We start from the raw sequence: 22,942 nt of genomic DNA, 5'->3' as shown, positions 1-22,942 counted from the left end.
TCTCCTATGTTCCAGCCCTTGGCCAGCGATGGCTGGGACATAGGGGAGCGAGGGTGGCAGCAACGTGATCATCAAGGAGCGCGTGCGCAACGTCGTTGGCGCTGGCGAACTGGGCCCGACCCAGGTCGTCAAGGCTGTCCAAGCCGGATCCCGAACCGATTCACAAGCGACGACTTCCAGCGCGCATGGAGAACCTCAGGTGTCCGGCCGCCGACCAACTCACCGCACCCGGAGCGGACCGACGAGACGTAACCAGGAGATTGAAGGCCACAGCACTCGTCCGGATCTGCCGATGTGCGGGCGATCCGCAATACGCACGATGATGGGCATATGTGGGTTCGGCTGATGAACTGGATGATCGCCGACGGGGAACCTCCGTTGCCAAACGTCGGCTCCCTCCTCACGGGTGTTGGTCTACAGGTGCATGGTGAAGTGACTGCTGCACCACCCGACTCGCCGGATGGAATCGCCGAGGCCCAGGACGGGCACCCACATGAGGTCATGTACCGGCTGACCGGCCGAGCGGGTGCGCCCAGGGACTTTGACGTGGACACCGGACGTGGCAGACAGCACGCTGGCGCTGAGTTCGTCCTAACAGTCGGGTCTGACCGATACCAAGTGGATACGGACGGCTGGGCACGTGATGTGCCGACCGGGTCTCGGGTGACGGTGACAGGACGCCTAACGGTGGTCGGCGAGTGCGAGTGGGAGGCATTCGCGCTCGATGAATCGCGGGCCGACTGGCTCGTGAAGGCGGCCGCACCAGCCGATAACGACGACACCAGGCTCGACCTCGTCGCGCCGTCGAACGGCTAGGCGAACGCCCGCTCATGCCGCGATCCGCGACTGGCCATGCGCGGACGCGCCGTGCGAACACCTGGATAATCGCCGCATGGCGAAGTGGCTCTGCCCGTGCGGCAACCAGATCAGGTCCAGTGGCGCGATCCCAAACCCGCAGGAGTGGCACTTTCTTTCCGACGCCGATCTGAGTGAACTCTTCGACGATCACGTACAGGACGTCAGCCCCGACGACGTCGAAAGGCGAAGCAGATTCGCGTACCGATGCGATCAGTGCGGACGACTTCACGTCTTCTGGGACGGCCTTGGTGAGTGGCCGCCAACCATCTACTCACCGGAGAGCACCTGAACCGAGTCCCTCGGCCGACCACCGCGGATGATGCGATCGGCCGCTGAGTGCGTGCGAAGAGCAGCGCCTCCGTTTGTCATTCTGGGTCGATGGCCGGCAAATCCTTTGGGCTCCTGTGCGAGGCGCTGATGGACCTCGCGGCAGAGCCCGATGTACAAGAGCAGCGGCTGGCGGGGATGGTAATCCGCGACGAACTGGCCTTGGACTTCGCAAACTCCTACGAGGTCTCTCAGGCCCGAGGCGATGAATTGGATCCAGTCGCGTGGCATGTGCTGGACCTCATCAGCGCGGAGCTGTCGGTCCCGCCGGGCGACCCGTTGTGGAGCGAAGACCTCCAAGCCGCCCGGTGGTCCAGACTCCGGCTCCTGGCATCCGAGGCGCTAGCCCACGTTCCGGGCTGAAACATCCGCACATGCCGCAGACAGTGCGACGGGATCACGCGCGAGCGGGACGCTCGAAGCCAATCGAGCGACTTACCAGGGCGAGGGCTCCCGTTGAACGCGCTCGGACGACGCGGGTCGCTACACGAGCTGCGACTTGACGACGATCCATTCGCGCAGCAGAGAGGCGAGCGCCGCGTCCTGGACTTCGTCCAGGTGCCATTGGGCGGCGCTGACCAGCTTCTTCGCCTGCCGGGACTGGCGCATTTGCGCACGGTCAAGGCCGCTCAGGTCGCGCCGGTCAGCAAGTAACGCGACATCGTCCAGATGGACCGGGAGGGCGTTTAGGCACGCCCGGACGATCTCGTCAGCCGATGGCAGCACCGCCAAGTTGATACCCGCACGCCGCATCCTCATCGTGAAGTACGCAAGCTGCTCGGCGCTGTCTGCTTCGGTGAACACAGCCCGTGCCTGCCCCTGGCGCAGCAGCCAGAGCTTGAGTTCGGTCCATTCCGCCCGTCGGCGCGACTGCCCATCCATCTGCTGATCGATGACCAACAACAGATACAGCCACCAGTTGGCTCGCTCATTCGGCGCCGGCTGACGACGGTCCAGCCACCGGCCGCGGTGGTGCTCATCGAACCGGAGCAGGTCGACCAACCCGTCCTTGATGGCCTGGCGTCGGCCGTCACCCGCCGGATCCTCAGTCCCGCTCATCGCAATAGCATGCCCGTGGACTGCGGCATCGCGAAACGTCCGGATCTGCCGCTGTCGGAGAAGCTCGGAACTGCCGATGGTTGAGCACGCGCCTCGGCACCGTGAGAGAGTCGCGGCGTGAAGCCTGGGCAACTGTGCCGTGTGGTCGCGACGTTCATTGAGGATAGGAACGGTCGTGCGCTGGTGCGGCTGCCGAACGGCTCGAAGACGTCCATCCCCTACGACGCGATCGAGTCTCGGGGAGCTCGCGCCCACTTCATTCCGGCGCAGGACGGCTCGACCGTCACCGTGCTTTGCCTCGATGACGATTGGTCGGGCGAGGGGTCGGGATTCCTAGAGGCGGCCGAGCTGTTGCTCGCGCACGTCGAAACGCACTGACCCGCTCGGGCGCGGCTAACGCACTCAACTGCCGCGATCCGGAACGAGGGGCCGCCTAATCACGTCGCGCAGCGAGCGGCTGTGTATGAGTCGCACGGCTTAGCCGCTGAGGAACTTGGGTCGAGGATCTTCGAGTCGAGAGCGCCAAGCTCACGGACTGCACCGCACCTTGAAGGAGACCGGACGCCCTGTGCGCACGCGTCACCGCAGGAGAAGCCCTCGGGCGGCTGCAGGAACCCTCATCTGCGGTCTACTGCAGCAACGTCGTTGCTGCAGTAGGGTGAGTGATTCGGATCGTCTCCGACGCAAACGTGCAGGTCAGCAGGGTGGTCAGGGGCGGTCTCGAACCGCCGACCTTCCGCTTTTCAGGCGGACGCTCTACCAGCTGAGCTACCTGACCGGGGAGAAACGGCGGCGGCGGTGTTGTGGACACCGCCGCCTTCTCCTGGCGACCCAGACGGGACTCGAACCCGCGACCTCCGCCGTGACAGGGCGGCACGCTAACCAACTGCGCCACTGGGCCAAATGACTCGACGATCGTACAGCATCTTCGAGCTAGGTTTTGCACCGGCCTTTCGGCCGTATCCCCAACGGGATTCGAACCCGCGTTACCGCCTTGAAAGGGCAGCGTCCTAGGCCACTAGACGATGGGGACTCGGACCCGCGGGAGCCGAAGCTCCAGGGACAGCCGTAAGCATAGAGGAGTTGGGCCGCCTGTCCAAAACGAGTTCCGGGCGGGTGACGCACACGACAAGAACGAGGGCGCCGTACGCCGGGAAAAGCGTACGGCGCCCTGGGCCGGGGGGAGACGTCCGGCCGGGAAGCGCCTGACGTCAGGTGGTTGCGTCAGGCGCGATCAGCTGCGGGTACTGCGTTGTGAAGTAGTCGTTGAACGTCCGCGACGGCAGGATGAAGCCCCGCGGCCGGAGCGAGGCGGCCAGTCCGGCGGCCCACAGTGCCGAGCGCATCCGCTGGTTCGGTGTTCCGTGGTGGCCCGCGCTGGTGAACCCGCAGTCGCCCAGCTGGTAGAACATCTGGCCGAAGTCCTGCACCCGCTTCCAGTTCATCGACTCGCCTCGCGCATGGGTGAGGAAGTAGGCGCTGAACGCGTCCGCCTCCAGCTCGGCCCAGCGTGACGCCTCGGGCGCCGGCAGCTCGGGCCGCATGAGCCCGTCGGAGAACTGCACCTGGTGGCCGAACTCGTGCGCCAGGATGGCCGACGGCGCCACATCGGCCAGGCCAACGAGCGCGAACCCGTCCAGTACGCCGTCGCCGTACGCGATCCGCCGGTGCGACTTCCCGTACCCCGGAACGTCCTCGCCGCCGGGCGCCGCGAACGCGTTGAACGAGAAGATCGGCAGGTCGCCCCACCCGAGCACGGGGCTGCGAAGCTCCCGCGCGATCAGGTCGGCGGAGAATCGCGACTGCGCCGGGTTCGCGCCGTACAGCACGGTGAACACTCGGTAGTCGCGTTCGGCGTCCAGCATGATCCGGCCGTGTGCGGGCACCAGTTCGACGTCGCTCGACGGGATGTCCCAGAACCCCTTGAGGCCCTGGAAGGTCTTGTTCACCGTGTGAGTGAACTCACCTCGCGCGCCGAAGGTGAACGGGCCCTGCTGCGGGAAGTACAGCGCATCCATCAGCGGGATGTCGTAGATCACGATGGTCAGCAGGGCGGTCAGCTGGTCGGTCGTCATCGACGCCACGTCGGGCAGGATCGCGGTCAGCACCGCCGGGGTCGCGGTGGAGCACTCGTACTGCGTGGGGTCGATCGCGTTCAGCAACGCGTCGCGGACCGGGTTGTCCGGCAGCCCGAGCCGCTCCCGGACGGCGTCGGCCTGCGCGCGCATCTCCGGCAGGTGGTCGATCACCTGCTGAGCCTCGGCAGACACCGGTGAAGCAGCGGCCACCGGTGAAGCAGCGGCAGCGACGCCAACCGCAGAGGCCGGGGCGGTCAGCAGGCCGAGCGACAGGCCCAGACCGGCGACGGCCGACCAGACAATGCTCTTCCTCATACAAACTCCTATGGACGGGGGAGGCCTCAGTATCAGCAGCCCCAGGAGCCCGCTACGAGCGTTTGGCGCTGTCAGAATCCGGCATGGCGGGAATCTGTCGCCCGGTGGTACACAGGGGCATGGAACCGCTGCGGGCGTTGGGCTTGTCGGCCGAGGCGGAGACGGCGTACGTCGACCTCCTGCACGACAAGCCGGTGGACGACGAGGCGGCCGTCGCCGAGCTGCTCACCCTCGGCCTGGTCGAGCGGTCCGACGGTGAGCTGGTGATCCGCCCGCCCCGACGGGCGATGGATGCGCTCGCCGAGCGTCACACCAGGCAGGCAGCGCTCGCCCGCGACAGCGCTGAGATGCTCAACGAGCTCTGGAAGGCCGCTGCGGGCAAGCAGGACTACCTGGAGGTGCTCCCGACGTACGCCGCCTCGCAAGCGGTTCTCAACAGCGTTCAGGACGACGCCCGCGAGCAAGTCCGCGCGATGACGATGGGCAACCTCGCCGCGCGGGAACTGCGGATCGTCGAGGGCATGTTCGAGGCGCTCGAGCGCGGCGTCCGGTACGACGTCATCTACGGCGCGCACGTCCTCCAGGACGTCAACGCGCTGCACCTGGTCCAGTCCTGTATCGAGGCCGGCGAGCAGGCCCGCGTGTTCCCGCACGTGCCGCTCAACATCACGATCGTCGACGACCGCTGGGCCCTGGTCGGAGCCAGGGCGGAAGGGCAGAAAGGCCCCGGGTTCGTTGCTCTGGTGGTGCACGACTCCCCGCTGCTCAGCGGGTTCGCCCGGATCTTCGAGGCGTTGTGGCGGATCGCCGTACCGATCACCGGTGGGACCGAGCTGAACGACGTGAACGCCGCGCCGAGCCTGGAGTCGAAGCGGCTGCTGACGTACCTGAGCGCGGGACTGACCGATGAGTCGATCGCCCGCGAGTTCGGCGTCAGCGAGCGGACGATCGCGCGCCGGATCGGCCGGCTGCAGGAGGCGCTCGGAGCGCAGACGCGGTTCCAGCTCGGCGTACAAGCGTCGCGTCAGGGCTGGCTGTAGGTCACTACGCTGGACCCGTGATGGAGATGAGCCGGGCGAACTTCGAGGCGCTGGTCTCGCAGGCGCTGGACGAGATACCCGAGGAGCTCGCGGCGTTCATCGAGAACGTGGCGGTGTTCGTCGAGGACGATCCGCCGACGGGCGATCCGGAGCTGCTCGGGATCTACGAGGGCATCCCGCTGACCGAGCGCGGGCACGAGTACGGCGGCGTGCTGCCGGACCGGATCACGATCTACCGCAACCCGACGCTCCGGATCTGCGAGACCTTCGGCGAGGTTCTCGACGAGGTGAACGTCACAGTGGTGCACGAGATCGCGCACCACTTCGGCATCGACGACGCCCGGCTCCACCAACTCGGCTACGGCTAAGTGGGCTGAGCAGGCTCAGCGGTTGAAGAGCAGCTTCCACGGCATCAGCGCCGACTCGAGCTGCACCTTCAGCGACATCTTCGAGACGCCCTCGGTGCGCTCCTCGAAGCGGATCGGCGTCTCGGCGATCTTCAGCCCGCGTTTGACCGTCCGGTAGTTCATCTCGACCTGGAACGAGTACCCGTTGCTCCCGATCGACGCGACGTCGATCCAGCGCAGGGTGTCCGCCTTCCACGCCTTGAAGCCGGCCGTGGCGTCCTTCACGTGCAGCCGCAGGATCGCGTTCACGTAGAAGTTCGCCCAGGCGGACAGCGCCCGCCGGTGCCAGCCCCACTCCTCGGCCGCGGATCCGCCCGGGACGTACCGCGAGCCGATCACCACGGCCGCGTCCGTCGTCCGCAGCATCTCGACCATGGTCGGGATCACCGACGCCGGGTGGGACAGGTCCGCGTCCATCTGGATGACGATGTCGGCACCCTCGTCGAGCGCACGGGTGATCCCGGCGACGTACGCGCGGCCCAGGCCGTCCTTGACGGTCCGGTGCAGTACGCCGACCTTCTCCGGCGACTCCTTCGCCAGTTCGTCGGCGATGTCGCCCGTACCGTCGGGGGAGTTGTCGTCGACAACGAGAAGCTCCAGGCCGGGCAGGTTCAGGTCGGACAGGAGTCCGGCCAGCACGGGCAGGTTCTCCCGCTCGTTGTAGGTCGGCACCACGACCACGATCTTGGCTAGCTCACCCATGACTTTCCTTTGTCGGAGACACCGGACGCTATCGCATCTCCGGTTTAGGGTCGTGCAGGTGATAGCACTCGGTGTCGATATCGGTACGACGAACCTGAAGGTGCACCGAGTTCCCGACGGCTCGATGCGCTCGGTCCGTACGCCGGACGACGCCGACGCCTTGCAGCACGACGTACGGCGGTTGGTGGCGGAACTGTCCGAGGGACAGCGCATCGATGCTGTCGGCATAACGGCGATGGCGGAGACCGGAGTACCGCTGGACCGGGACCTGAAGCCGCTGACCGAGTTGATCACGTGGCGTGACCAACCCGGGGTGGCGCAGGCCCGTCGGCTGGCGTCGGAGGTCGGTCCGGAGGCGTTCTACGCGCGGACCGGCCTACGGACGAGCCCGAAGCTGCCCGTGGTGACGTGGCGGTGGCTGCTGGAGACGCGGCCGGAGTTGCTGGCTCGGACGCGGTTGTGGGCCGGTGCGCCCGATCTGGCGCTCGCGGCGCTCACAGGCCGGTTCGCGATGCATCTGACGCACGCGCAGCGTCTCGGCGTACTGGATCTGCGTCGGCGCGTCTGGGACGAGGAGTTGCTGCGGTTCGGCGGCCTGGATCGGCTGCCCGAGGTCGTGGAGCCGATGACGGTGGCTGGGACGACGCCGGACGGCGTACCCGTCGTGCTGTGCGGCCACGACCACCTGGTCGGCGCTTGGGCGGCTGGGGTGCGAGAGCCGGGGCAGGTGGCGGACAGCCTTGGTACGGCAGAGGCGATCATCACGCCGAGTCCGGGGCTGGTCCTGGACGACGAACTTCGCCGGCAGGGCATCTCTATGGGCTGGTACGTCGACGGGCAAGACGCCTGCGCAGTCTCCGGGAACGGCGCCGCCGGGGGACTGATTGAGCAGCGACTCGCCGCGCTCGGGCGCTCCTACTCCTGGCTGCAGGACGTACTCCGGCCCGTCGGCGAGCCGAGCGAGATCTTCATCGCCCCGTATCCACAAGGTCGCCAGGCGCCGGAGCCGGATCCGACGTCGACGTACGACGTGAGCCGGCCGGCGGACGATCCGGCTGAGGAGCTGCGGGCCTTGGCGGATGCGCTCAGCTTCCATGCCCGGTGGATGGCCGAGGAACAGACCCGATTGCTCGGCATCGACTGGCGCAGCACCGTCGCGTTCGGAGGCCCGGTGCGATTGGGCGGATGGATGGAACGGAAAGCTCATGCTTCGGGCGGCCGGGCCTTCGCCGTACTCGACGGCGCCGCGACCGCTGCGCAGGGTGCCGCGTCGATGGCGGCCTCGGTGGTGTCCGGGGTGGTGGACAAACCCTTGCGCGCAAGGGTTGTGGAGGTTGGTCCACATCTGGGTGAGATCTGGGATGGCGCGTTCTGGCATCGATTCCATAAGCTGGTGACATGAGCCTGGATGCACTCGCGTACCCGGACGGCACGTTCGCCATGGTGGCGATGGATCAACGTGAGAGTCTGCGGACGATGCTCGCCGATCACGGCCGCCTCGACGACCCGGAGGCGATCAGGGCCTTCAAGGCCGCCGTCGCCGAGCACCTGGCGCCACTGGCCTCCGGCTTCCTGATCGACAAGGGGTACGACGCTCCCCGGCGACCCGGCTGGATTCTCGCCGTCGACACCCTGACCCAGGAACGCGGCGGCCCCGTCACCGACACGCACCTCGACGACTCCGTGGATCCCGTGGCAGCACGTGAGGCGGGCGCCGTCGCCTTGAAACTGCTGGTTATCTGGAAGCGCGACGGTCAGCAGGCGCGCCGAGTGGAGATGGCGCAAGAGTTCGTCCGGCGCTGTGCGGCAGCCGGTCTGCTGTCCGTCCTGGAGCCGGTCGCGCAGCCCGCCGATGAGGACGACTTCGACCTGGACACGGCAATCCTCGATGCAGCCGGAGCTCTCGGACGGTTGCGACCCGACCTGTACAAGGCCCAGGTCCCGAGCCGAGGCATCGGCGATCCGGCCGCAATCATCGCCACCTGCCAGCAACTTACCGACACTCTGCCGACCCCCTGGGTCGTCCTGTCCAACGGTGTCGCCCGCGACGATTTCCCCCACGCCGTCAAACTAGCCTGCCAAGGCGGCGCCTCGGGCACTCTGGCCGGGCGGGCTCTGTGGACCCCCGCCTTGGAAGCCGACGATGCGGTCGCGTCGCTCTCCACGACCTGCCGCGAGCGCTTGTCCCTGATCGCCGACATCGTCCACACCCACGCGCGTCCATGGCAGAAGGTCACCAGTTGACGGTCGTCATTTCCCGGGCGACGCTGGCCGGTCGAGGGATACCCGCATCTCACTCACTCGGCGGCGGCTTGGCCGGATCCCACTCGAGCAGGTCGAGCTCCGTTGCCGGGCCGTCGGGTGGCAGGCGCAGGGTCTTGATCTCGTGCGGATCGAAGGTCGCTTCGAACGAATGACCGAGCAACGGCAGCTCGATCCTCACCTCGGCCGGCCGGCCGGCGGTCTCGTAGGCGCGCAGGATCGTGGCGCCGTCGTTGTCCTCCGCGCGTTTGAGGACGGAGACGATCACGTGGTCGGCGCCCGCAACGCTCAGGTACGAATGGGTGGCCGGGAGCGGGCCGTCGTGGAAGCACTCGATGAGAGGCGTCAGCGGCTGGCCCAGCTCGGAGGCACGGCGGACCACTTGGGCCGCTCGCCAGTCAGCTGCGTGGGGTTGCAGGCGGTAGGTGAAGTGCTGGATGCCCTGGTCGACATAGGAGTAGACGCCGTCGTCGTCCAGTCCCCTTGGGTCGTGCCAGGCGTAGACCGGGGATCGCACCGCGGTCATTGCCAGCACGGACCGGCCGGCGGTAGAGCCGTCGACGGCGAAGGAGTACTTCCCGTCGTTGAGTACCGCGACGCCGCCGTCAGGTCCGGAGATGTCGACCCACGCGTGTGACGGGACCTCTTCCCGGTTCTGCTCGCGAACCAGATGTCCGTACGGGATCTCGTGGGTCGCCTCGGAGCGCTTTATCGCAAAGGGGAAACACAGCTTGAGCGCCTTCAACTGCTCCCGCCAATCGACGGTCACACGGACCTCGACCGCGTCGGCCTGCGCGTCGAGGACGAACTCCTCGATCAGTCGCGAGTCGCCGTACGCCGATTCCACCCGGATCAGCTGCCGCACCGGTCCGTCGGCGAGCCGTCGAACCCGGGTCACGTGGAACGAGTCGATCGTCTTCCACAAAGACCTGACGCCGTGGCTCCAGGTGTCGGTGTCGTCGTGAATCACCTGGGCATGAGCAACTCCGGAGGCCAGCAGGTTCGGCCCGTCGCCGCAGGCCAGCGTCGACAGCCAACCCGTGCGTCGGTCGACCTCCGCCCGGACGCGTCCGTTGTCGAGGACAAGCCGGTCGTCCGAAGGCTGACCAAGGTGATACGACGCCTCGTCGGGACGCATCGTGAACAGCTGATACCCGAGCGGCGGCACGCCGGCCGTGAAGGCGATCCGTCGTCGTCCGTTGGCTGTCGCTGCGGACCGGACCTCCTGTACCTCGAGCAGCCGTCCGTCGAGCCCTTCCCGCAGCGCGATCGCACCACGCAACGGAGCCGGATAACCCAGCTCGAGCTCGACCGTCGAGGTCACCGGCCAGGCGTGCGGGTTGAAGACGACGATCGGCACCATCGCGGACTCGGCCGGGATGTCGACCTGGCGAGCGATCGACTGGATCGAGCGGTTCGCCAGCCGGGCCGCGATCGACTTCGCCTCGCCGAGTTGGTCGCGCGCATCGTCGTACGCCGGCTCGATCGCGGTGCCGGCCGCGATGTCGTGGAACTGGTTGAACAGCACCTGCTTCCAGGCGTGCGTCAGCTCGGCGGTGGCATCCGGCATGCCGCTCACCACGGAGGCGATCGTGGCCCACTTCTCGGCCGCGAGCAGCGCCTGCTCGGCGAGGCGGTTCTGCCGCTTGATGCCCGAGTGCGCGGCGTAGCAGCCGATCGCGTGCGGTTGCAGATCGGTCGCGTGCACCGGCAGGTCGTCGAAGGTCCGCGCCTCGTCGAAGAACCGGCGCATCGTGGACGGGAACATGTCCGGGTAGAGATCCCGCTCGGCGAGCTGCTTGATCGACTCGATGTTCTCGATCGTGGGGCCACCGCCGTGGTTGCCGACGCCGTACAGCACCATCAGCGGGTCGGTTGTCACCGGCAACTGTTGGAGCGCCTTGGCGACGTGACCGGAGATCTCGCCGCCGGGAGAGCAGTACTCGTGAGGGATCCGGTACGCAAGCACTCGCGACCCGTCCGCCGCCTCCCACCAGAACTTCTGGCCGGGCAGCTCGCGCTCGTGCTTCTGCGGTCGCAGGAAGGTATAGGAGTCGAGGCGGGACTTGCTGAGCAGCTGCGGCAGCGTGGCGTTGTGGCCGAACGGGTCGACGTTGCACCCGACGGTCGCAATCACGCCGAGATGCTCGGCCAGCCAGCGCTGCGAGTAGAGCGCATGCCGGACGAACGCCTCACCGCCGGGAATGTTGCAGTCGGGCTCGACCCACCATCCGCCGACGATCTCGAAGCGGCCCTCCGCGACGCGCTTGCGGATCCGCTCGAACAGGCCGGGATCATGCTCCGCGATCCAGCTGAAGTACGCGACCGAGTCGGCCGTGAAGACGTAGTCCGGATACTCGTCCATCCGATCGAGTGCCGATCGGAACGTCGCCCGGACCTCCTGATACCCCTCCTGCCACCGCCAGAGCCACACCGCGTCGATGTGCGCATTGCCGATCATGTACAACGGTCCGCGTGCCGTCATGCATGCTCCCCGTGGTTGGACGCCCAGCGGTCGACAAGCTCACTGACCAGGTGTAGGGCAAGGACGTGCATCTCCTGGATCCGCGCCGTCTCTTCGGCCGGTACGACGACTGCGAGGTGGGCGGCCGCGGCGAGATCCTTCCCGCGGATCGACGTGAACGCGACCGAGCATGCCCCGGCAGCTCGCGCGGCCGCAAGACCCTTCACCACCCCGGGCGACGTGCCCGAGGTGCTGAATCCGATGACCATGTCCTGTGGACGAGCGAGCGCGCTGACCTGGCGGGCAAACACCTCGTCGTACGTGTAGTCGTTGGCGATGCAGCTCACCACTGCGGCATCGCCGATCAGGGCGACCGCGGGCAGCGGTCGCCGCTCGCGGAGATAGCGGCCGATCAGCTCGCCGGCCAGGTGCTGGGCGTCGGCCGCGGAGCCGCCGTTGCCGAATGTGTACAGCACTCCGCCGCGCCCGAGCCGCTGGATGAGCTCGTCGGCGACGGCCTGTACCTGTGGCAGCTGCGCTCGCATCGCCTCCGCGACTTCGGAGTGCCGGTCCAGCTGGCCGTCGAGCAGACCGTGCAAGCTCGTGGTCACGATGTCTCCAGTTGTTCGTAGGCGATCGCGGCAGCGCCCAGCACGCCCACCGCATCGCCGTGCCTGCTGAGCACGACGTCACAGGCGCGCGCGGCCGGAGGCATCGCCTGCCGCAACGCGGCGGCCCGCACCGGGTCGAGGAGCTGTGCCCCGGCCCGGGTCACGCCGCCGCCGAGGACGACGAGCTGCGGTTCACAGACGTTGATGAGTACGGCGACCATCCGGCCGAGCATCGCGGTCGTCTCGTCCCACAGGTCCCGGGCGATCGGGTCGCCCGCGCGCGCCTGCTCTGCGACGTCCTTCGCCGTGATGGTCAGACCGGCGAGGGTCGAGTCCGATCCGGCGACGGCCTCGGTGGCCCGGCGCGCGATCGACGTACCGGAAACGTAAGCCTCGGCACAGCCGCGGGCGCCGCATCCGCACTGCCGACCTTGCCAGTCGACGACCACGTGGCCGAGCTCGCCGCCCTGTCCCGCGGCGCCGTGAAAGACGTGGCCGTCGGCAACGATCCCGCCGCCGAAGCCGGTGGACACCGTCAGATAGACGAGGTTCTCGACGTCCCAGCCGCCCCAGCGGTACTCGCCCAGCGCCGCCGCGGTCGCGTCGTTCTCCACGTACGCCGGGAGCTGGAAACGCTCAGCCACGAGGTGCCCGAGCGGCACCGAGTCCCACCCGGGCAAGCCCGGTGGGCCAAGAATCACCCCGGTAGCCGGATCGAGCGGGCCGCCGCATCCGACCCCAACCGCGCCGACCGATCCGCCGGCTTCGGCGAGAGCCTGTTCGCCCAGGTCGAGGAGGCGTTTGACGACGGCGGTCGGACCTTCGTCGACCGCGGTCTCGATCTGGACGAACGACCGGACGGCGCCGTCGGGGGCGACTACGCCGGCGGCGAGTTTGGTCCCGCCGACGTCGAGGGCGAGAACGGGCTGTGGCTGGGTCACACTCAGCCTTTCTGCGCGGTCGTGGCCACGCCGTCGAGGATGTAGCGCTGGCCGAAGGCGAACAGGACGATCATCGGCACCACGGCGATCACGCTGGCGGCGACCGCGATCTCCCACTCGTAATGGCCGGAGAGGGCGAAGGAGTCGATGATCTGCTTCAGGCCGCGCGGCATCGTGAAGTACTCCGGGGTCTGCAGGTAGATCAGGGGTTTCATCAGGTCCGACCAGCTCGCCTTGAACTCGAAGACGAACACGATCACCAAGGCCGGTTTGCACAACGGGAACGCGATCCGCCGGAACAGACCGAAGTACCCGCAGCCGTCCACCCGGGCCGCCTCGAACAGTTCGCGGGGGATGCCGAGGAAGAACTGGCGCAGCAGGAAGATGTAGAACGCGGAGCCGAACAGGTTCTGCGCCCAGAGCGGGATCTGGGTGTCGATCATGCCCAGCTTGTTCCAGATCAGGTAGACCGGGATCATCGTCACCGCGCCGGGCAGCATCATCGTCGACAGCACCACGCCGAACAGGATGTTTCGCCCGCGGAACCGGAAGTACGCGAACCCGAACGCGACCAACGCGCTCGACAGCGTCACGGTTGCGGCGGCCATGAATCCGACGGTCAACGAGTTGGTCAGCCACCGCAGCACCGGTGCGGCGTTCCAGACCTGGGCGTAGTTCGACGGTTGGAAGATCTCCGGGATCAGCCGGTTGTCGAACACCTGCGACCGGGGCTTCAACGACGCCGACACCAGCCACACCAGCGGATACACGAACGCGATCGTCGCGAGCGTCAGGAAGACGAAGAACGGCAGCCGCCGCCAACGGATCGCCATCAGCGCTCCCCGTGGTAGTAGACATAGCGGTTGCCGATCCGGACCTGGATGAAGGTGATCGCCATGATGATCACGAACAGCAGCCAGGCCATCGCCGAGGCGAAGCCCATCTTGAAGAACTGGAAGGCGTTCTGGAACAGATAGACCATGTACACCAGCGATTCGTCGGACGCGGTCGCCTTCTGCTGCGGTCCGTAGAACATCGTGTAGGCCTGGTCGAACATCTGCATGGCGGCGATCGTGTGGGTGATCACCGTGAAGAACAACGCTCCGGAGATCATCGGGACGGTGATCCTGAAGAAGCGGGTCACCGGGCCGGCACCGTCGAGCTCGGCCGCTTCGTAGAGTTGCTTGGGCACGCCGTTCAACGCCGCGAGGTAGATGACGACGGTGCCGCCGACGGTCCACAGACTGACGATCGCGAGCGACGGTTTCAGCCAGTTCGGATCCGCGGTCCAGTTGGGCCCGTTGATGCCGAACCAGCCGAGGACCTTGTTGACCAAGCCCTGCTGACCGTTGAGCAGCAGCAGGAACATCGCCCCGGCGGCAACGGCGGGCGTCATCTCCGGCAGGTAGAAGGCCGTCCGGAAGAAGCCCCCGGCGCGGCCGACGCGCTGCAGCATCAGCGCGAGCACCAGCGCGAAGATCGTGCCCAGCGGCACGAACATCGCCGCGTACACGAAGGTGTTGCTGAGCGACTTCAGCACGCGGGGGTCGTCGAACAGTTGGCGGTAGTTGTCCAGGCCGACCGCGTGCGGTGCCTGGATCATCTGGTAGTCGGTGAACGACAGCACCAGGCTGGCGATCATCGGCCCCGCGGTGAAGATCAGGAACCCGATCACCCACGGGGAGATGAACAGCCAGCCCGCCCGGTCCTCCCGCTTGGCCAACGGACTCCGCTTCGGCCGCCGCCGGCGCTCGGGCTCAGCGTGCCCGGGCGCCGTCGGACGTTCGACAGTGGTCGTCATTGCGATCAGCCCTGGCTGACCTTGTCGAACGCGGCCTTGGCGTCTGCCTGCGCCCGGTCGAGCGCAGCCTGCGGAGTGGCACTCCCGGCGAGGGCCTTGGCGACCGCGCTCTGCCAGGCGGCGTCGATCTCGGCGCCGGCCGGTGACGGGTTCAGCGGCTTCGCGGTCTCCAGCACGTCGTAGTAGTTCTTGATCGCCGCGTCGAAGCCCTCGTCACCGGTGGGCTTCAGGTACTGCGCCTTAATCTCGTCGTCGGCCTTCTTGTTCCCGGTGAACAGGCCGGTGAAGAAGCTCTTGTTCTTGGCAACGGTCTGCATCCGCGCCTCGGCGGCCTTGTGCCAGGTCTCCACCGACGTCATGGTCTTGGCCCACTGGCAGGCGGCGTTCGGGTTCTTCGCTCCCTTGGGCACCACCCAGGCCGAGCCGCCGAGCATGCTGATCGGCTTGCCCTGCTTGTCGGTGAAGGGCGTCGACTGCAGCTGCAACCCGTTGGCCCGCGCATCCAGCAGGACGTTCAAGTACCAGTTCTCGATCGGGAACGCGGCCAGCTGGTCCTTGGTGAACTGGTTCTTCGCGCCGAACAGGTCGAAGGTGTCGCGGAAGGTCTTGAAGTTGGACCAGCCGCCCTGGTCGTTGATCAGCGTCAGCGTGTACTGCAGGGCCTCGACCGCCTTCGGGTCGTTGAGATTCGGCTCGCCGCCCGGCTTGACCAGCTCGGCGCCGTTCGCCATCGCCCAGAGCGGGAAGAACTCCGGCATCTTCGGGTCGAACCCGATCCGGGCCGGCCTGCCGTTCTTGGCCTTGTAGAGCTTCTTCACGGTCTGCTCGAGCTTGGTCCAGTCGGTCGTCTGGATGTCGCTGACGGCCACCCCGGCGGACTTCAGCGCCGGGAGACTGATTAGGTTCGTCGAGACGCCGTAGAACTCCGGGATGCCGTAGGTCTTGTCCTTCAGCTTGACCTCGTTCATCGCGGCGTCGCGATACTGTGTGGTATCGATTCCACTGTTCTTGATGCAGTCGTCCAGCGGCTGGATCGCACCCTTCGCGGCATAGGTGCCGACCAGCTTGCGGTCCATGTAGACGACGTCCGGCGGGTTGCCGCTCGACACTGCCGTGAGGAACTGCTGGGCGTCGAAGTCGCCCTTGTTGTTCTGCACCGTGACGCCGGGGAAGGCGGTTTTGAACGCGGTGATGCGGGATTGGGCGACCTCGTCCTCGCCACTGAAACCCATCACCTTAAGGGTCCCGGACGGGGTGGCGCCGGCAGACGCCTGATCGCCGCTCGTGCTGCCGGCGTCCTTCTTGCCGACGCCCGCGCAGGCGGTGAGGGCCAGCGCTCCGGCCGCGAGCACCACGGGAACGCGCAGGTGCTTCATGGAGTTGCTCCTAACGTCGACAGGGGACGAGCGGCGGAATGTGGCATCGATGCCACATTCCCGGATTGCAGGAACCGTAAGTGCGGGATCGGCGGCTCGTCAAGACGTCGGCGACGGCCTTGTGGACAACTCAGCGCGGCACGGGACCGGTGGAGCCGCGGACGATCAGCCGGGCCGGCACCTTGACGATGCGGCGCTTCGCGGGCAGCTCACCGCGGATCCGGGCCAGCAGCAGTCGCGCGCAACTGCGGCCCATCTCGACCGTGCTCTGGTCGACAGTCGTCAACGCCGGCTGCACCAGCGACATCCACGGCACGTCGTCGTACGCCGCCAGGCTGATCTGCCGCGGGATCTTCACCCGGCGGTCCTTCAGCTCCGCCAGCGCACCCTGCGCGAGGACATTGTTCGCCGAGATGATCGCGGTGACCTCGTGGTCGTTCAGCAGCCTGCGGGTCGTCTGCCGGGCCGCGTTCGCGTCGAAGCTGGTGTAGGCGATCAGGTCCTCGTTCATCACGAGCCCGTTGTCCAGATGCGCGGCACGGAATCCGGCAAGCCGGCCGGCCCCGGTCGACCACTTGGTCTCGTCGATCAGCATCCCGATCCGGGTATGACCGAGGGCGATCAGGTGCTCGGTCAGCTCCAGCGCACCGGCCTTGTTGTCGCTCAGTACGACGTCACTGTTCGACCGGCCGAGCTCGCGGTCCGCACAGACCACGTGAACCCCGTTGTCCTGCAGCACCTGTGGGCACTTCGCGGTCACCGGCGTCACGATCACCCCGGGCACCCGCATCGCCAGCAGCGTCTCAGCGGCCTGCATCTCCTCGGCCGGGTCGCCGTTGTCGTTCACGAGCACCATCTGGTACTCCGCGGCCCGCAGCTCCTCCTCGATCCCCGCGGCCAGGTCCGCGTAGAACGGGTTCCGTAGGTCCGAGATGAGCACACCGATCGACGTCGACGTCCGGCTGCGCAGGTTGCGGGCATTGTGGTCGGCCACGTACCCGATCCGCTCGGCCGCCGCCTGCACGCGGGCCCGCACCGCAGGGGATGCGTAGCCGCGGGTGTGGAGTGCCCGGGACACGGTCGAGGGCGAGACGCCGGCCTCCCGGGCGACGTCCTGCACAGTGGGACGGCGGACCGGCGGCTCTGCCGGCTGCGGCATCGCCCGTGCTGCCTGCCCCCGGGGACTCATGGCCCGCAGTCTAGATGCTCAGTCGCGCTCTGTACCGGCTCCACGTGTCCTTCACGGCGTCGAAGTCCTCGCTGCGGAAGTCATAGCGATCTGTGTCGGTGCCATCCACGTAGTACAGCGCCGGCACTCCCAGTGAGTCCTGAATCTGCAGGTAGCTACGCCACTCCGCATGATTGGGCATCATCCAGCCGTCCGTGTCGATGCCGAGTTCCGGCAGCGCCGAACGCACCACTCCGGCCCGGTAGGCCATGTGACGAGCGACATAGCCCGGCTCGGCCTCGTGGTCGTGCAGTACGTCGTTCAGCCGGATCATGTCCGTTACGTCGAGGTACGACGGGTTCGGCGTGTGGGTGACGACCAAAGCATCCGGCTTGACCTGCTTGGCGGTGTCGTAGACGAGTCGGAGCTGCTCGTGCAGCAATGCGGCGCCCCAGCGCGGTCCCGCGTGCCGCAACGACGATCCGGACGGGGTCCGCGCGGTGAAGTCGATCTTGAACCCGTCCGCGTCCAGTCCGTCGGCCGACAACATGTACGAGACGGCATCGGTGATCAGCTCGATGCCGGCCGGTGACTCGGCATCCAGGCCGACAGGCGAGCCCAGCGCATCGGTCACGCAAGCCGATAGCGGTGCGCCCTCGTAATCCCAGGCCTTCCACCAGAGCAGCACCCGTTGCCCGCCTGCGTGCCGCTTGGCGATCCACCCCTTCAGGTCCGTCCACTTCGCTGGATCGGGTCGACAGGTCGCGTACGACGCCTGCCACTTGTCGTCGATCACCACGGTGTCGGGCACGATCCCCCGCGCGGCCAGAGTCTCCAGGAAGGAGTCGTAGTTCGCCTCGGTGGCCAACGGTTGCGGCGCCCGGTCGGTCCGGACACCGAGGGCGCACTGCGCGCCCCACCCGCAGAAGATCGTCCCCGACCACCACTCCGGTCGCTCAGCGGTCCGCGGAGGTACGACGCCCGCCGCATCCAGCAACGCACGATGCTGGACCAGCACATCTTCCGGCGACTCGCCACCAAGGTGCACGACGAGCAGTGGCGTCGTGAAGGTGCCGTCGACAGCGGTCTGGCCTTCGTAGTCCAGCCGAAGGCTGAAACCCCCGGTCACCGGCTGGTAGTGATAGCTGGTGAAGTTCTGCGCCGCAATCGGCTCCACCAGGCTGAAGCCGACCCAGTCCGAGTCGACCGCCGCCGCGAAGCACCACGGCGCCGGAGTGAACAGCCAGCGCTCGATCCCCGGCTCACCGCCCTCACCGCACACGCTGATCGTGGCCGGCTCCACCGCCGGCCGGGTGACCCGTGACGGACGATCCGGGTTCGGTGAGTACACCCACTGCAACCGCGACCCACTCGGCAGGAACCCGCGGGGCGTACGTCGGCCACCGAGCAGATGCACGTCCGTAAGGCGCCCCTGCCCGGTCACGGTGGTCTGCGTCTCGATCCGGTCCGGCAAGAAGCGGGTCGTCGTCACGCGACTCTCCCAGACCGAGCTGTGCGCAGTCACGGTGACGACGTCGTTCGACGAGGTGTCGACGTCCAGCGAGGCGCTGTCGTCAAGCCCGCCGACGGTGTCGAGCGAGGCGAACAGCCGCAGGTTGAACAGCACCTGCCCGTGCCGGCTGATGGTGGCGTACGCCTTCGCGGCGTTCACGTCGACGGAGTAGTCCACAGGGTTCCTCTCACGAAAGGTGTACGTCGACCAGAGCCTCGGCGAGCTGACCGAGGTAGACACCGTCCCGGGTGATGCCGGCTGCGATCCGCGCCCGGCGTACCGGATGCTCCACCCGGGGCACCACTGAGAACTCGAAAGCGTCGACCCGCCGGCACTCCCATCCCGGGGGAACCACCAGGTCGGCCGGCACGCTGACGCGCACCGTGAAGGGCACACCGTTGACCGCCCGCACCCGGTACAGCGAGATCCGGACCGCACCCGCGAACACCGGGTCCGACGCCGGCAGCAGCGCATGATGAACCCGGGCCACCTCGTCGCCCAGCCGGGTCAGCTCATCGAGGTACGACGGCGTCACGGTCCGCGGGTCCCAGTGACCGGAGATCATCAGCTCCGGCTGCAACCGCTGATAGAGGGCTGCCGATGCCGCGTAGTCCGAGGCGGCGAAGGCATTCGCGTACTGGAAGTTCGGGACCTCCGCGGCGCCACCGGGCTCCCAGCTGCCGGTCTGCTGGTCACCGGTCGCCAGCACGCGGAGTCCGTCCACTTCGAACCCGATGGCCGACGCATACAGCGTGTGGCCCGGTAGCGCGTGGAACGACAGCTCGTACTCACGCCACCGGGTCCCGGCGCCGTTCGCGATGTGCTGCGCACAGGGGATCGGCTCGTACCAGAGACAGGGCAGGTCATAGTGCGTCGGATTCTCCAGCACATGTGCGACTGGATCCGAGGCCCACACCTCGGTGCCGTGGACGTCGCGCATCAGGTTGAACGCGGCGACGTGGTCGTCGTGGTAGTGCGTCGGGACAGCGACCTCGACGCGGTCGATCCCGTAATCCCGCCGGAGCGCGCGCAGGCTCGGCAACCACGGCCGGACCAGATGCCGCGGACCACCGGTGGGGATGCTGGTGGTCAGGTCGTAGCCATAGTCGATCAACAGCGCCGTACCGGAATCGCTGAGTAGGACGTAGCTGCGGGACTCACTGGTGCGGTTCATCAGCAGGTGCGGACTGAGCTCGACGTACGGAGCCTCGAGCTTGTCGAGCAGACCGCTCGGCGTGCCGAGTCGCACGGTGATGAGGTCCTGCAACGCCGCGCAGGTCGCCCGTACGGCCTCCACCGGGTTGTCCATCCGGGAACCATGGCTGGGCAGTAACGCCCGGGGTGAGTGGTCGAGCAGTTGCATCAGCGAGGCCATGGTCATCGCGGCGCCCTCCATGCCGACGTACGACCACTGCAGGGCGGCTGCTGACCACACCTTGCCGGCGCTGTGGATGAGGTCGCCGGTGAAGGCGTAGCCGTCGATCAGATAGCTGACGCTGCCCGGTGTGTGCCCGGGCGTCGGCAGAGTGCGGACCTCCATCCCGCCGATCAGGGAGGTGCTGTAGTCCTTCATGACCCCTGCCACCGGCACCGATTCGAGCAAGGAGAACCTGTCTGTGTGCAGGTCGTAGTTGTTCACCACGCTTCGGCGCTGCCAGTGCTGATCGACGTCCGCGATCAGTTCGGCCTCGTTCTCCGGGACCCAGATCCGCGTCCCGGTGGCCGCCAGCAACGGCAGCCCTTCGACCTGGTCGCGGTGGTGGTGCGTGACCAGCACATCGGTCACGCGGTCGACGCCGTACGACGAGAGCCGTTCCAGCCAGCGTCCACTTCCGGCGTCGATCGCTACCGCCGTCCGCGACGAGGGATCGACGAGGAGGTACACGACGCAGGTGTCCTCGATGGCGTGGACCAGCACGCCCATCACCCTACGGGCAGACCTGGAATCGATTCCACTCGGCCGGAGCCGCTCACAGCTCGCGCAGCGCCTCCGCCACCGTCGCGAAGATGCGGAACTGACCGCCGAGGCCCGTGACGCTGAGTGGCCGGTCGACCGGGCGGCCGACGCCGACCAGTGCCAGCGTGATGTTGTGCCGGCCCGCGAGGTTGCGCGCCTCGACCAGATTGCCCAGGCCGGCGGAGCTGCAGAACGTGACCGCGGAGACGTCGATCAGCACCACGCGGGCCGGTGGGGCGACCGCGGCGCGGATCGATTCGGCGGCGAAGTCGGTGGTGGCGATGTCGATCTCACCGGACATCCGGACGAGCAGGACACCCGGCTCAAGTTGGTCGGTGACAGCGTCGAAGGTGGTCCGGATCATGTCGCCGTCCCGCGGGTCTGGATTGCTTGTCACGCGGGTATCTCCCCCGGGTAGCGCCATGAACGCGGGTCCTGGCGGAAACTGGACTGCCCTTCGTCTCACCGTATGCCCCAACGCACAGCCGTCACAACGGGTGTCCGGGTGATCGACCCCGGAGCGTGACCTCACTCCGGAAGCGCTTCAGAGTAAAGCAAACGTCAGACCCACGACGGTGATAGACAAGGCGCTATGGGCGTTCTCGACGGCAAGGCGGCATTGGTCACCGGCGGTTCGCGGGGCATCGGGGCGGCGATCGTACGCCGGTTGGCATCCGACGGCGCCGTCGTCACGTTCACGTACGCGAGCAGCGCGGACGCGGCAGACCAGGTGGTCGCCGACGTCAAAGCCGCGGGTGGCGAGGCCATCGCCGTACAGGCGGATCAGTCGGACCTGTCCGGGATCGACAGACTGTTCGAGCAGGCGGCCGACCCGACCGGGACGCTGGACATCTTCGTCTGCAACGCGGCGCAGGCGATGGTGAAGCCGATCGCCGAAGTCACGGTCGAGGACTACGACCAGCTGTTCGCGACCAACGTCAAAGGTCCGTACTTCGCCATCCAGCGGGCCGGCCGCGTCCTGCCCGACGGCGGCCGGATCATTGCCTTGTCGACGCTGAACACGGTGGTGCCCGGTCCCGGGATCTCGCTGTACGCCGCGAGCAAAGCGGCCCTCGAGCAATTCGTGAAGATCGCCGCCCGCGAGTACGGTCCGCGCGCGATCACCGTCAATACGGTGTCGCCGGGAGCGACCGACACCGACATGTTCCACGATCACAACCCGCCGCCGGTCCAGGATGCGCTGGTCGGCATCACCGCGCTCGGCCGGATGGGCGAGCCCGCCGAGGTGGCGGACGTGGTCGCGTTCCTGGCCGGCCCGGACGCCCGGTGGATGACCGGTCAGAACCTCCGGGCGTCCGGAGGGATGCTGGTCTGATCACCAAGGATCTGCTCGAGGCAGTCGACGCCGCCGCCGATCCGGCCGTGGCGGAGGTGCTCGCGCGCTACTTCCAGCTCCAGCCCGGCGGCTACGGCCACGGTGACCAGATGGTCGGCGTGAAGCTGTCGACGATCCGCGGCATCCTCAAGCCGTACCTGCAGGTCGGTCTGCCGCTGCCCGAGCTGGAACACGCCCTGACCAGTCCGATTCACGAGCATCGCCTGGCAGTCCTTTGCCTGCTGGCCGATCGCGCCGCTCGCGCCCTCAAGCCGCGTACGGCGAACCCGGACGAGCTCGCCGCGATCCACGACCTGTACCTCCGCAGTACGGCGTACATCAACAACTGGGATCTCGTCGACTGCAGCGCTCCGCAGGTCGTCGGCGGGTACCTGCTCGACAAGCCCCGGGACGAGCTGTACACGCTGATCCGTTCGAGCAGCCTGTGGGAACGCCGGATCGCGCTCGTCGCCACGCAGCTCCTGATCGGTCGAGGCCAGATCGACGACACCTTCAAGCTGGCCGCCGAGGTCCTCGACGACCGGGAGGACCTGATCCACAAGGCGTCCGGCTGGATGCTGCGCGAGGCCGGCAAACGCGTCTCCGAGGCCGAGCTCCGCGACTTCCTCGACGAGTACGCGACCCGGATGCCACGCACGATGCTCCGCTACGCGATCGAACGTCTCGACCAGGTCAGCCGCAAGCACTACCTCGGGCTGCGCTGACC

Annotated in this window: 22 protein-coding genes and 3 tRNA genes; 9 read left to right on the top strand and 16 right to left on the bottom strand. The window is 67.4% G+C overall.

Annotated features, from left to right (window positions below; translation table 11 throughout):
• Window positions 1–345 precede the first annotated feature (345 nt).
• Complete coding sequence (locus AB0J62_RS35275) at window positions 346–816, top strand: hypothetical protein (RefSeq protein WP_363880870.1); 471 nt, start codon at window positions 346–348, stop codon at window positions 814–816.
• Between the two features lie 420 nt (window positions 817–1,236).
• Complete coding sequence (locus AB0J62_RS35270; protein ID WP_363880867.1) at window positions 1,237–1,548, top strand: hypothetical protein; 312 nt, start codon at window positions 1,237–1,239, stop codon at window positions 1,546–1,548.
• A 120-nt stretch (window positions 1,549–1,668) separates the two neighbouring features.
• Here the strand turns inward: AB0J62_RS35270 and AB0J62_RS35265 are convergent, their stop codons facing one another.
• Window positions 1,669–2,187: a hypothetical protein gene (locus AB0J62_RS35265; RefSeq protein WP_363880864.1), complete on the bottom strand. Its 519-nt coding sequence runs from the start codon at window positions 2,185–2,187 to the stop codon at window positions 1,669–1,671.
• Window positions 2,188–2,361: 174 nt separating this feature from the next.
• On the opposite strand from AB0J62_RS35265, the gene AB0J62_RS35260 reads away from it, so the two are divergent.
• Window positions 2,362–2,622 carry a hypothetical protein gene (locus AB0J62_RS35260; protein WP_363880861.1) on the top strand — a complete coding sequence of 87 codons (261 nt, stop codon included), beginning with the start codon at window positions 2,362–2,364 and terminating at the stop codon, window positions 2,620–2,622.
• Window positions 2,623–2,949: 327 nt separating this feature from the next.
• On the opposite strand, the gene AB0J62_RS35255 is transcribed toward AB0J62_RS35260, so the two are convergent.
• The 4 genes from AB0J62_RS35255 to AB0J62_RS35240 all read right to left on the bottom strand — a co-directional run bounded on the left by AB0J62_RS35255 (window position 2,950) and on the right by AB0J62_RS35240 (window position 4,637).
• Window positions 2,950–3,022 (bottom strand) — tRNA-Phe (locus AB0J62_RS35255).
• 46 nt (window positions 3,023–3,068) lie between these two features.
• A tRNA-Asp gene (locus tag AB0J62_RS35250) sits at window positions 3,069–3,145 on the bottom strand.
• 59 nt (window positions 3,146–3,204) lie between these two features.
• A tRNA-Glu gene (locus AB0J62_RS35245) sits at window positions 3,205–3,277 on the bottom strand.
• A gap of 178 nt (window positions 3,278–3,455) precedes the next feature.
• The gene (locus AB0J62_RS35240) at window positions 3,456–4,637 is read right to left on the bottom strand and encodes a hypothetical protein (protein ID WP_363880858.1); all 1,182 of its coding nucleotides are present in this window, start codon (window positions 4,635–4,637) and stop codon (window positions 3,456–3,458) included.
• Between the two features lie 119 nt (window positions 4,638–4,756).
• On the opposite strand from AB0J62_RS35240, the gene AB0J62_RS35235 reads away from it, so the two are divergent.
• Window positions 4,757–5,677: a hypothetical protein gene (locus AB0J62_RS35235; protein ID WP_363880856.1), complete on the top strand. Its 921-nt coding sequence runs from the start codon at window positions 4,757–4,759 to the stop codon at window positions 5,675–5,677.
• A gap of 20 nt (window positions 5,678–5,697) precedes the next feature.
• A complete protein-coding gene (locus AB0J62_RS35230) occupies window positions 5,698–6,045 on the top strand; it encodes a metallopeptidase family protein (RefSeq protein ID WP_363881026.1) in 348 nt (115 codons plus the stop codon).
• Window positions 6,046–6,060: 15 nt separating this feature from the next.
• Here AB0J62_RS35230 and AB0J62_RS35225 read toward each other — a convergent pair whose 3' ends face one another.
• A complete protein-coding gene (locus AB0J62_RS35225; RefSeq protein ID WP_363880853.1) occupies window positions 6,061–6,786 on the bottom strand; it encodes a polyprenol monophosphomannose synthase in 726 nt (241 codons plus the stop codon).
• A gap of 58 nt (window positions 6,787–6,844) precedes the next feature.
• Between AB0J62_RS35225 and AB0J62_RS35220 the strand changes: the two genes are divergently transcribed.
• Together AB0J62_RS35220 and AB0J62_RS35215 are read left to right on the top strand one after the other, a co-directional pair.
• Complete coding sequence (locus tag AB0J62_RS35220) at window positions 6,845–8,188, top strand: FGGY family carbohydrate kinase (protein ID WP_363880850.1); 1,344 nt, start codon at window positions 6,845–6,847, stop codon at window positions 8,186–8,188.
• A complete protein-coding gene (locus AB0J62_RS35215; RefSeq protein WP_363880847.1) occupies window positions 8,185–9,030 on the top strand; it encodes an aldolase in 846 nt (281 codons plus the stop codon). The genes AB0J62_RS35220 and AB0J62_RS35215 overlap by 4 nt, the downstream gene beginning before the upstream one ends.
• A gap of 49 nt (window positions 9,031–9,079) precedes the next feature.
• On the opposite strand, the gene AB0J62_RS35210 is transcribed toward AB0J62_RS35215, so the two are convergent.
• From AB0J62_RS35210 to AB0J62_RS35165, 10 genes are all read right to left on the bottom strand, one after another.
• Complete coding sequence (locus tag AB0J62_RS35210; RefSeq protein WP_363880844.1) at window positions 9,080–11,533, bottom strand: glycoside hydrolase family 38 C-terminal domain-containing protein; 2,454 nt, start codon at window positions 11,531–11,533, stop codon at window positions 9,080–9,082.
• A complete protein-coding gene (locus AB0J62_RS35205; protein WP_363880841.1) occupies window positions 11,530–12,123 on the bottom strand; it encodes an SIS domain-containing protein in 594 nt (197 codons plus the stop codon). The genes AB0J62_RS35210 and AB0J62_RS35205 overlap by 4 nt, the downstream gene beginning before the upstream one ends.
• Window positions 12,120–13,064, bottom strand: a complete 945-nt coding sequence (locus AB0J62_RS35200) for an ROK family protein (RefSeq protein ID WP_363880838.1) — start codon at window positions 13,062–13,064, stop codon at window positions 12,120–12,122. The genes AB0J62_RS35205 and AB0J62_RS35200 overlap by 4 nt, the downstream gene beginning before the upstream one ends.
• 2 nt (window positions 13,065–13,066) lie before the next feature.
• Entirely contained in the window at window positions 13,067–13,897 is an 831-nt protein-coding gene (locus AB0J62_RS35195) for a carbohydrate ABC transporter permease (RefSeq protein ID WP_363880835.1), read from the bottom strand.
• The gene (locus AB0J62_RS35190; RefSeq protein WP_363880832.1) at window positions 13,897–14,865 is read right to left on the bottom strand and encodes a sugar ABC transporter permease; all 969 of its coding nucleotides are present in this window, start codon (window positions 14,863–14,865) and stop codon (window positions 13,897–13,899) included. Before AB0J62_RS35190 ends, AB0J62_RS35195 begins: the two co-directional genes overlap by 1 nt.
• A 5-nt stretch (window positions 14,866–14,870) precedes the next feature.
• Window positions 14,871–16,241, bottom strand: a complete 1,371-nt coding sequence (locus AB0J62_RS35185; RefSeq protein WP_363880829.1) for an extracellular solute-binding protein — start codon at window positions 16,239–16,241, stop codon at window positions 14,871–14,873.
• A 130-nt stretch (window positions 16,242–16,371) separates the two neighbouring features.
• Entirely contained in the window at window positions 16,372–17,430 is a 1,059-nt protein-coding gene (locus tag AB0J62_RS35180) for a LacI family DNA-binding transcriptional regulator (protein ID WP_363880826.1), read from the bottom strand.
• 10 nt (window positions 17,431–17,440) lie between these two features.
• Entirely contained in the window at window positions 17,441–19,099 is a 1,659-nt protein-coding gene (locus tag AB0J62_RS35175) for a hypothetical protein (protein WP_363880823.1), read from the bottom strand.
• 10 nt (window positions 19,100–19,109) lie between these two features.
• Window positions 19,110–20,840: an MBL fold metallo-hydrolase gene (locus AB0J62_RS35170; RefSeq protein ID WP_363880820.1), complete on the bottom strand. Its 1,731-nt coding sequence runs from the start codon at window positions 20,838–20,840 to the stop codon at window positions 19,110–19,112.
• A 52-nt stretch (window positions 20,841–20,892) separates the two neighbouring features.
• Window positions 20,893–21,276 (bottom strand): STAS domain-containing protein, encoded by a 384-nt coding sequence (locus AB0J62_RS35165; protein WP_363880817.1) that lies wholly within the window; start codon window positions 21,274–21,276, stop codon window positions 20,893–20,895.
• Window positions 21,277–21,471: 195 nt separating this feature from the next.
• Between AB0J62_RS35165 and AB0J62_RS35160 the strand changes: the two genes are divergently transcribed.
• Together AB0J62_RS35160 and AB0J62_RS35155 are read left to right on the top strand one after the other, a co-directional pair.
• Window positions 21,472–22,215 (top strand): SDR family oxidoreductase, encoded by a 744-nt coding sequence (locus tag AB0J62_RS35160; protein ID WP_363880814.1) that lies wholly within the window; start codon window positions 21,472–21,474, stop codon window positions 22,213–22,215.
• Complete coding sequence (locus AB0J62_RS35155) at window positions 22,167–22,940, top strand: DNA alkylation repair protein (RefSeq protein ID WP_363880811.1); 774 nt, start codon at window positions 22,167–22,169, stop codon at window positions 22,938–22,940. Before AB0J62_RS35160 ends, AB0J62_RS35155 begins: the two co-directional genes overlap by 49 nt.
• The last annotated feature ends 2 nt before the right edge of the window (window positions 22,941–22,942 follow it).

It is taken from the genome of Kribbella sp. NPDC049584 (assembly GCF_040675555.1).
Lineage (GTDB): Bacteria > Actinomycetota > Actinomycetes > Propionibacteriales > Kribbellaceae > Kribbella.
Note: the sequence above shows the minus strand (reverse complement) of the source record. Positions and strands in the feature narration are given on the sequence as shown.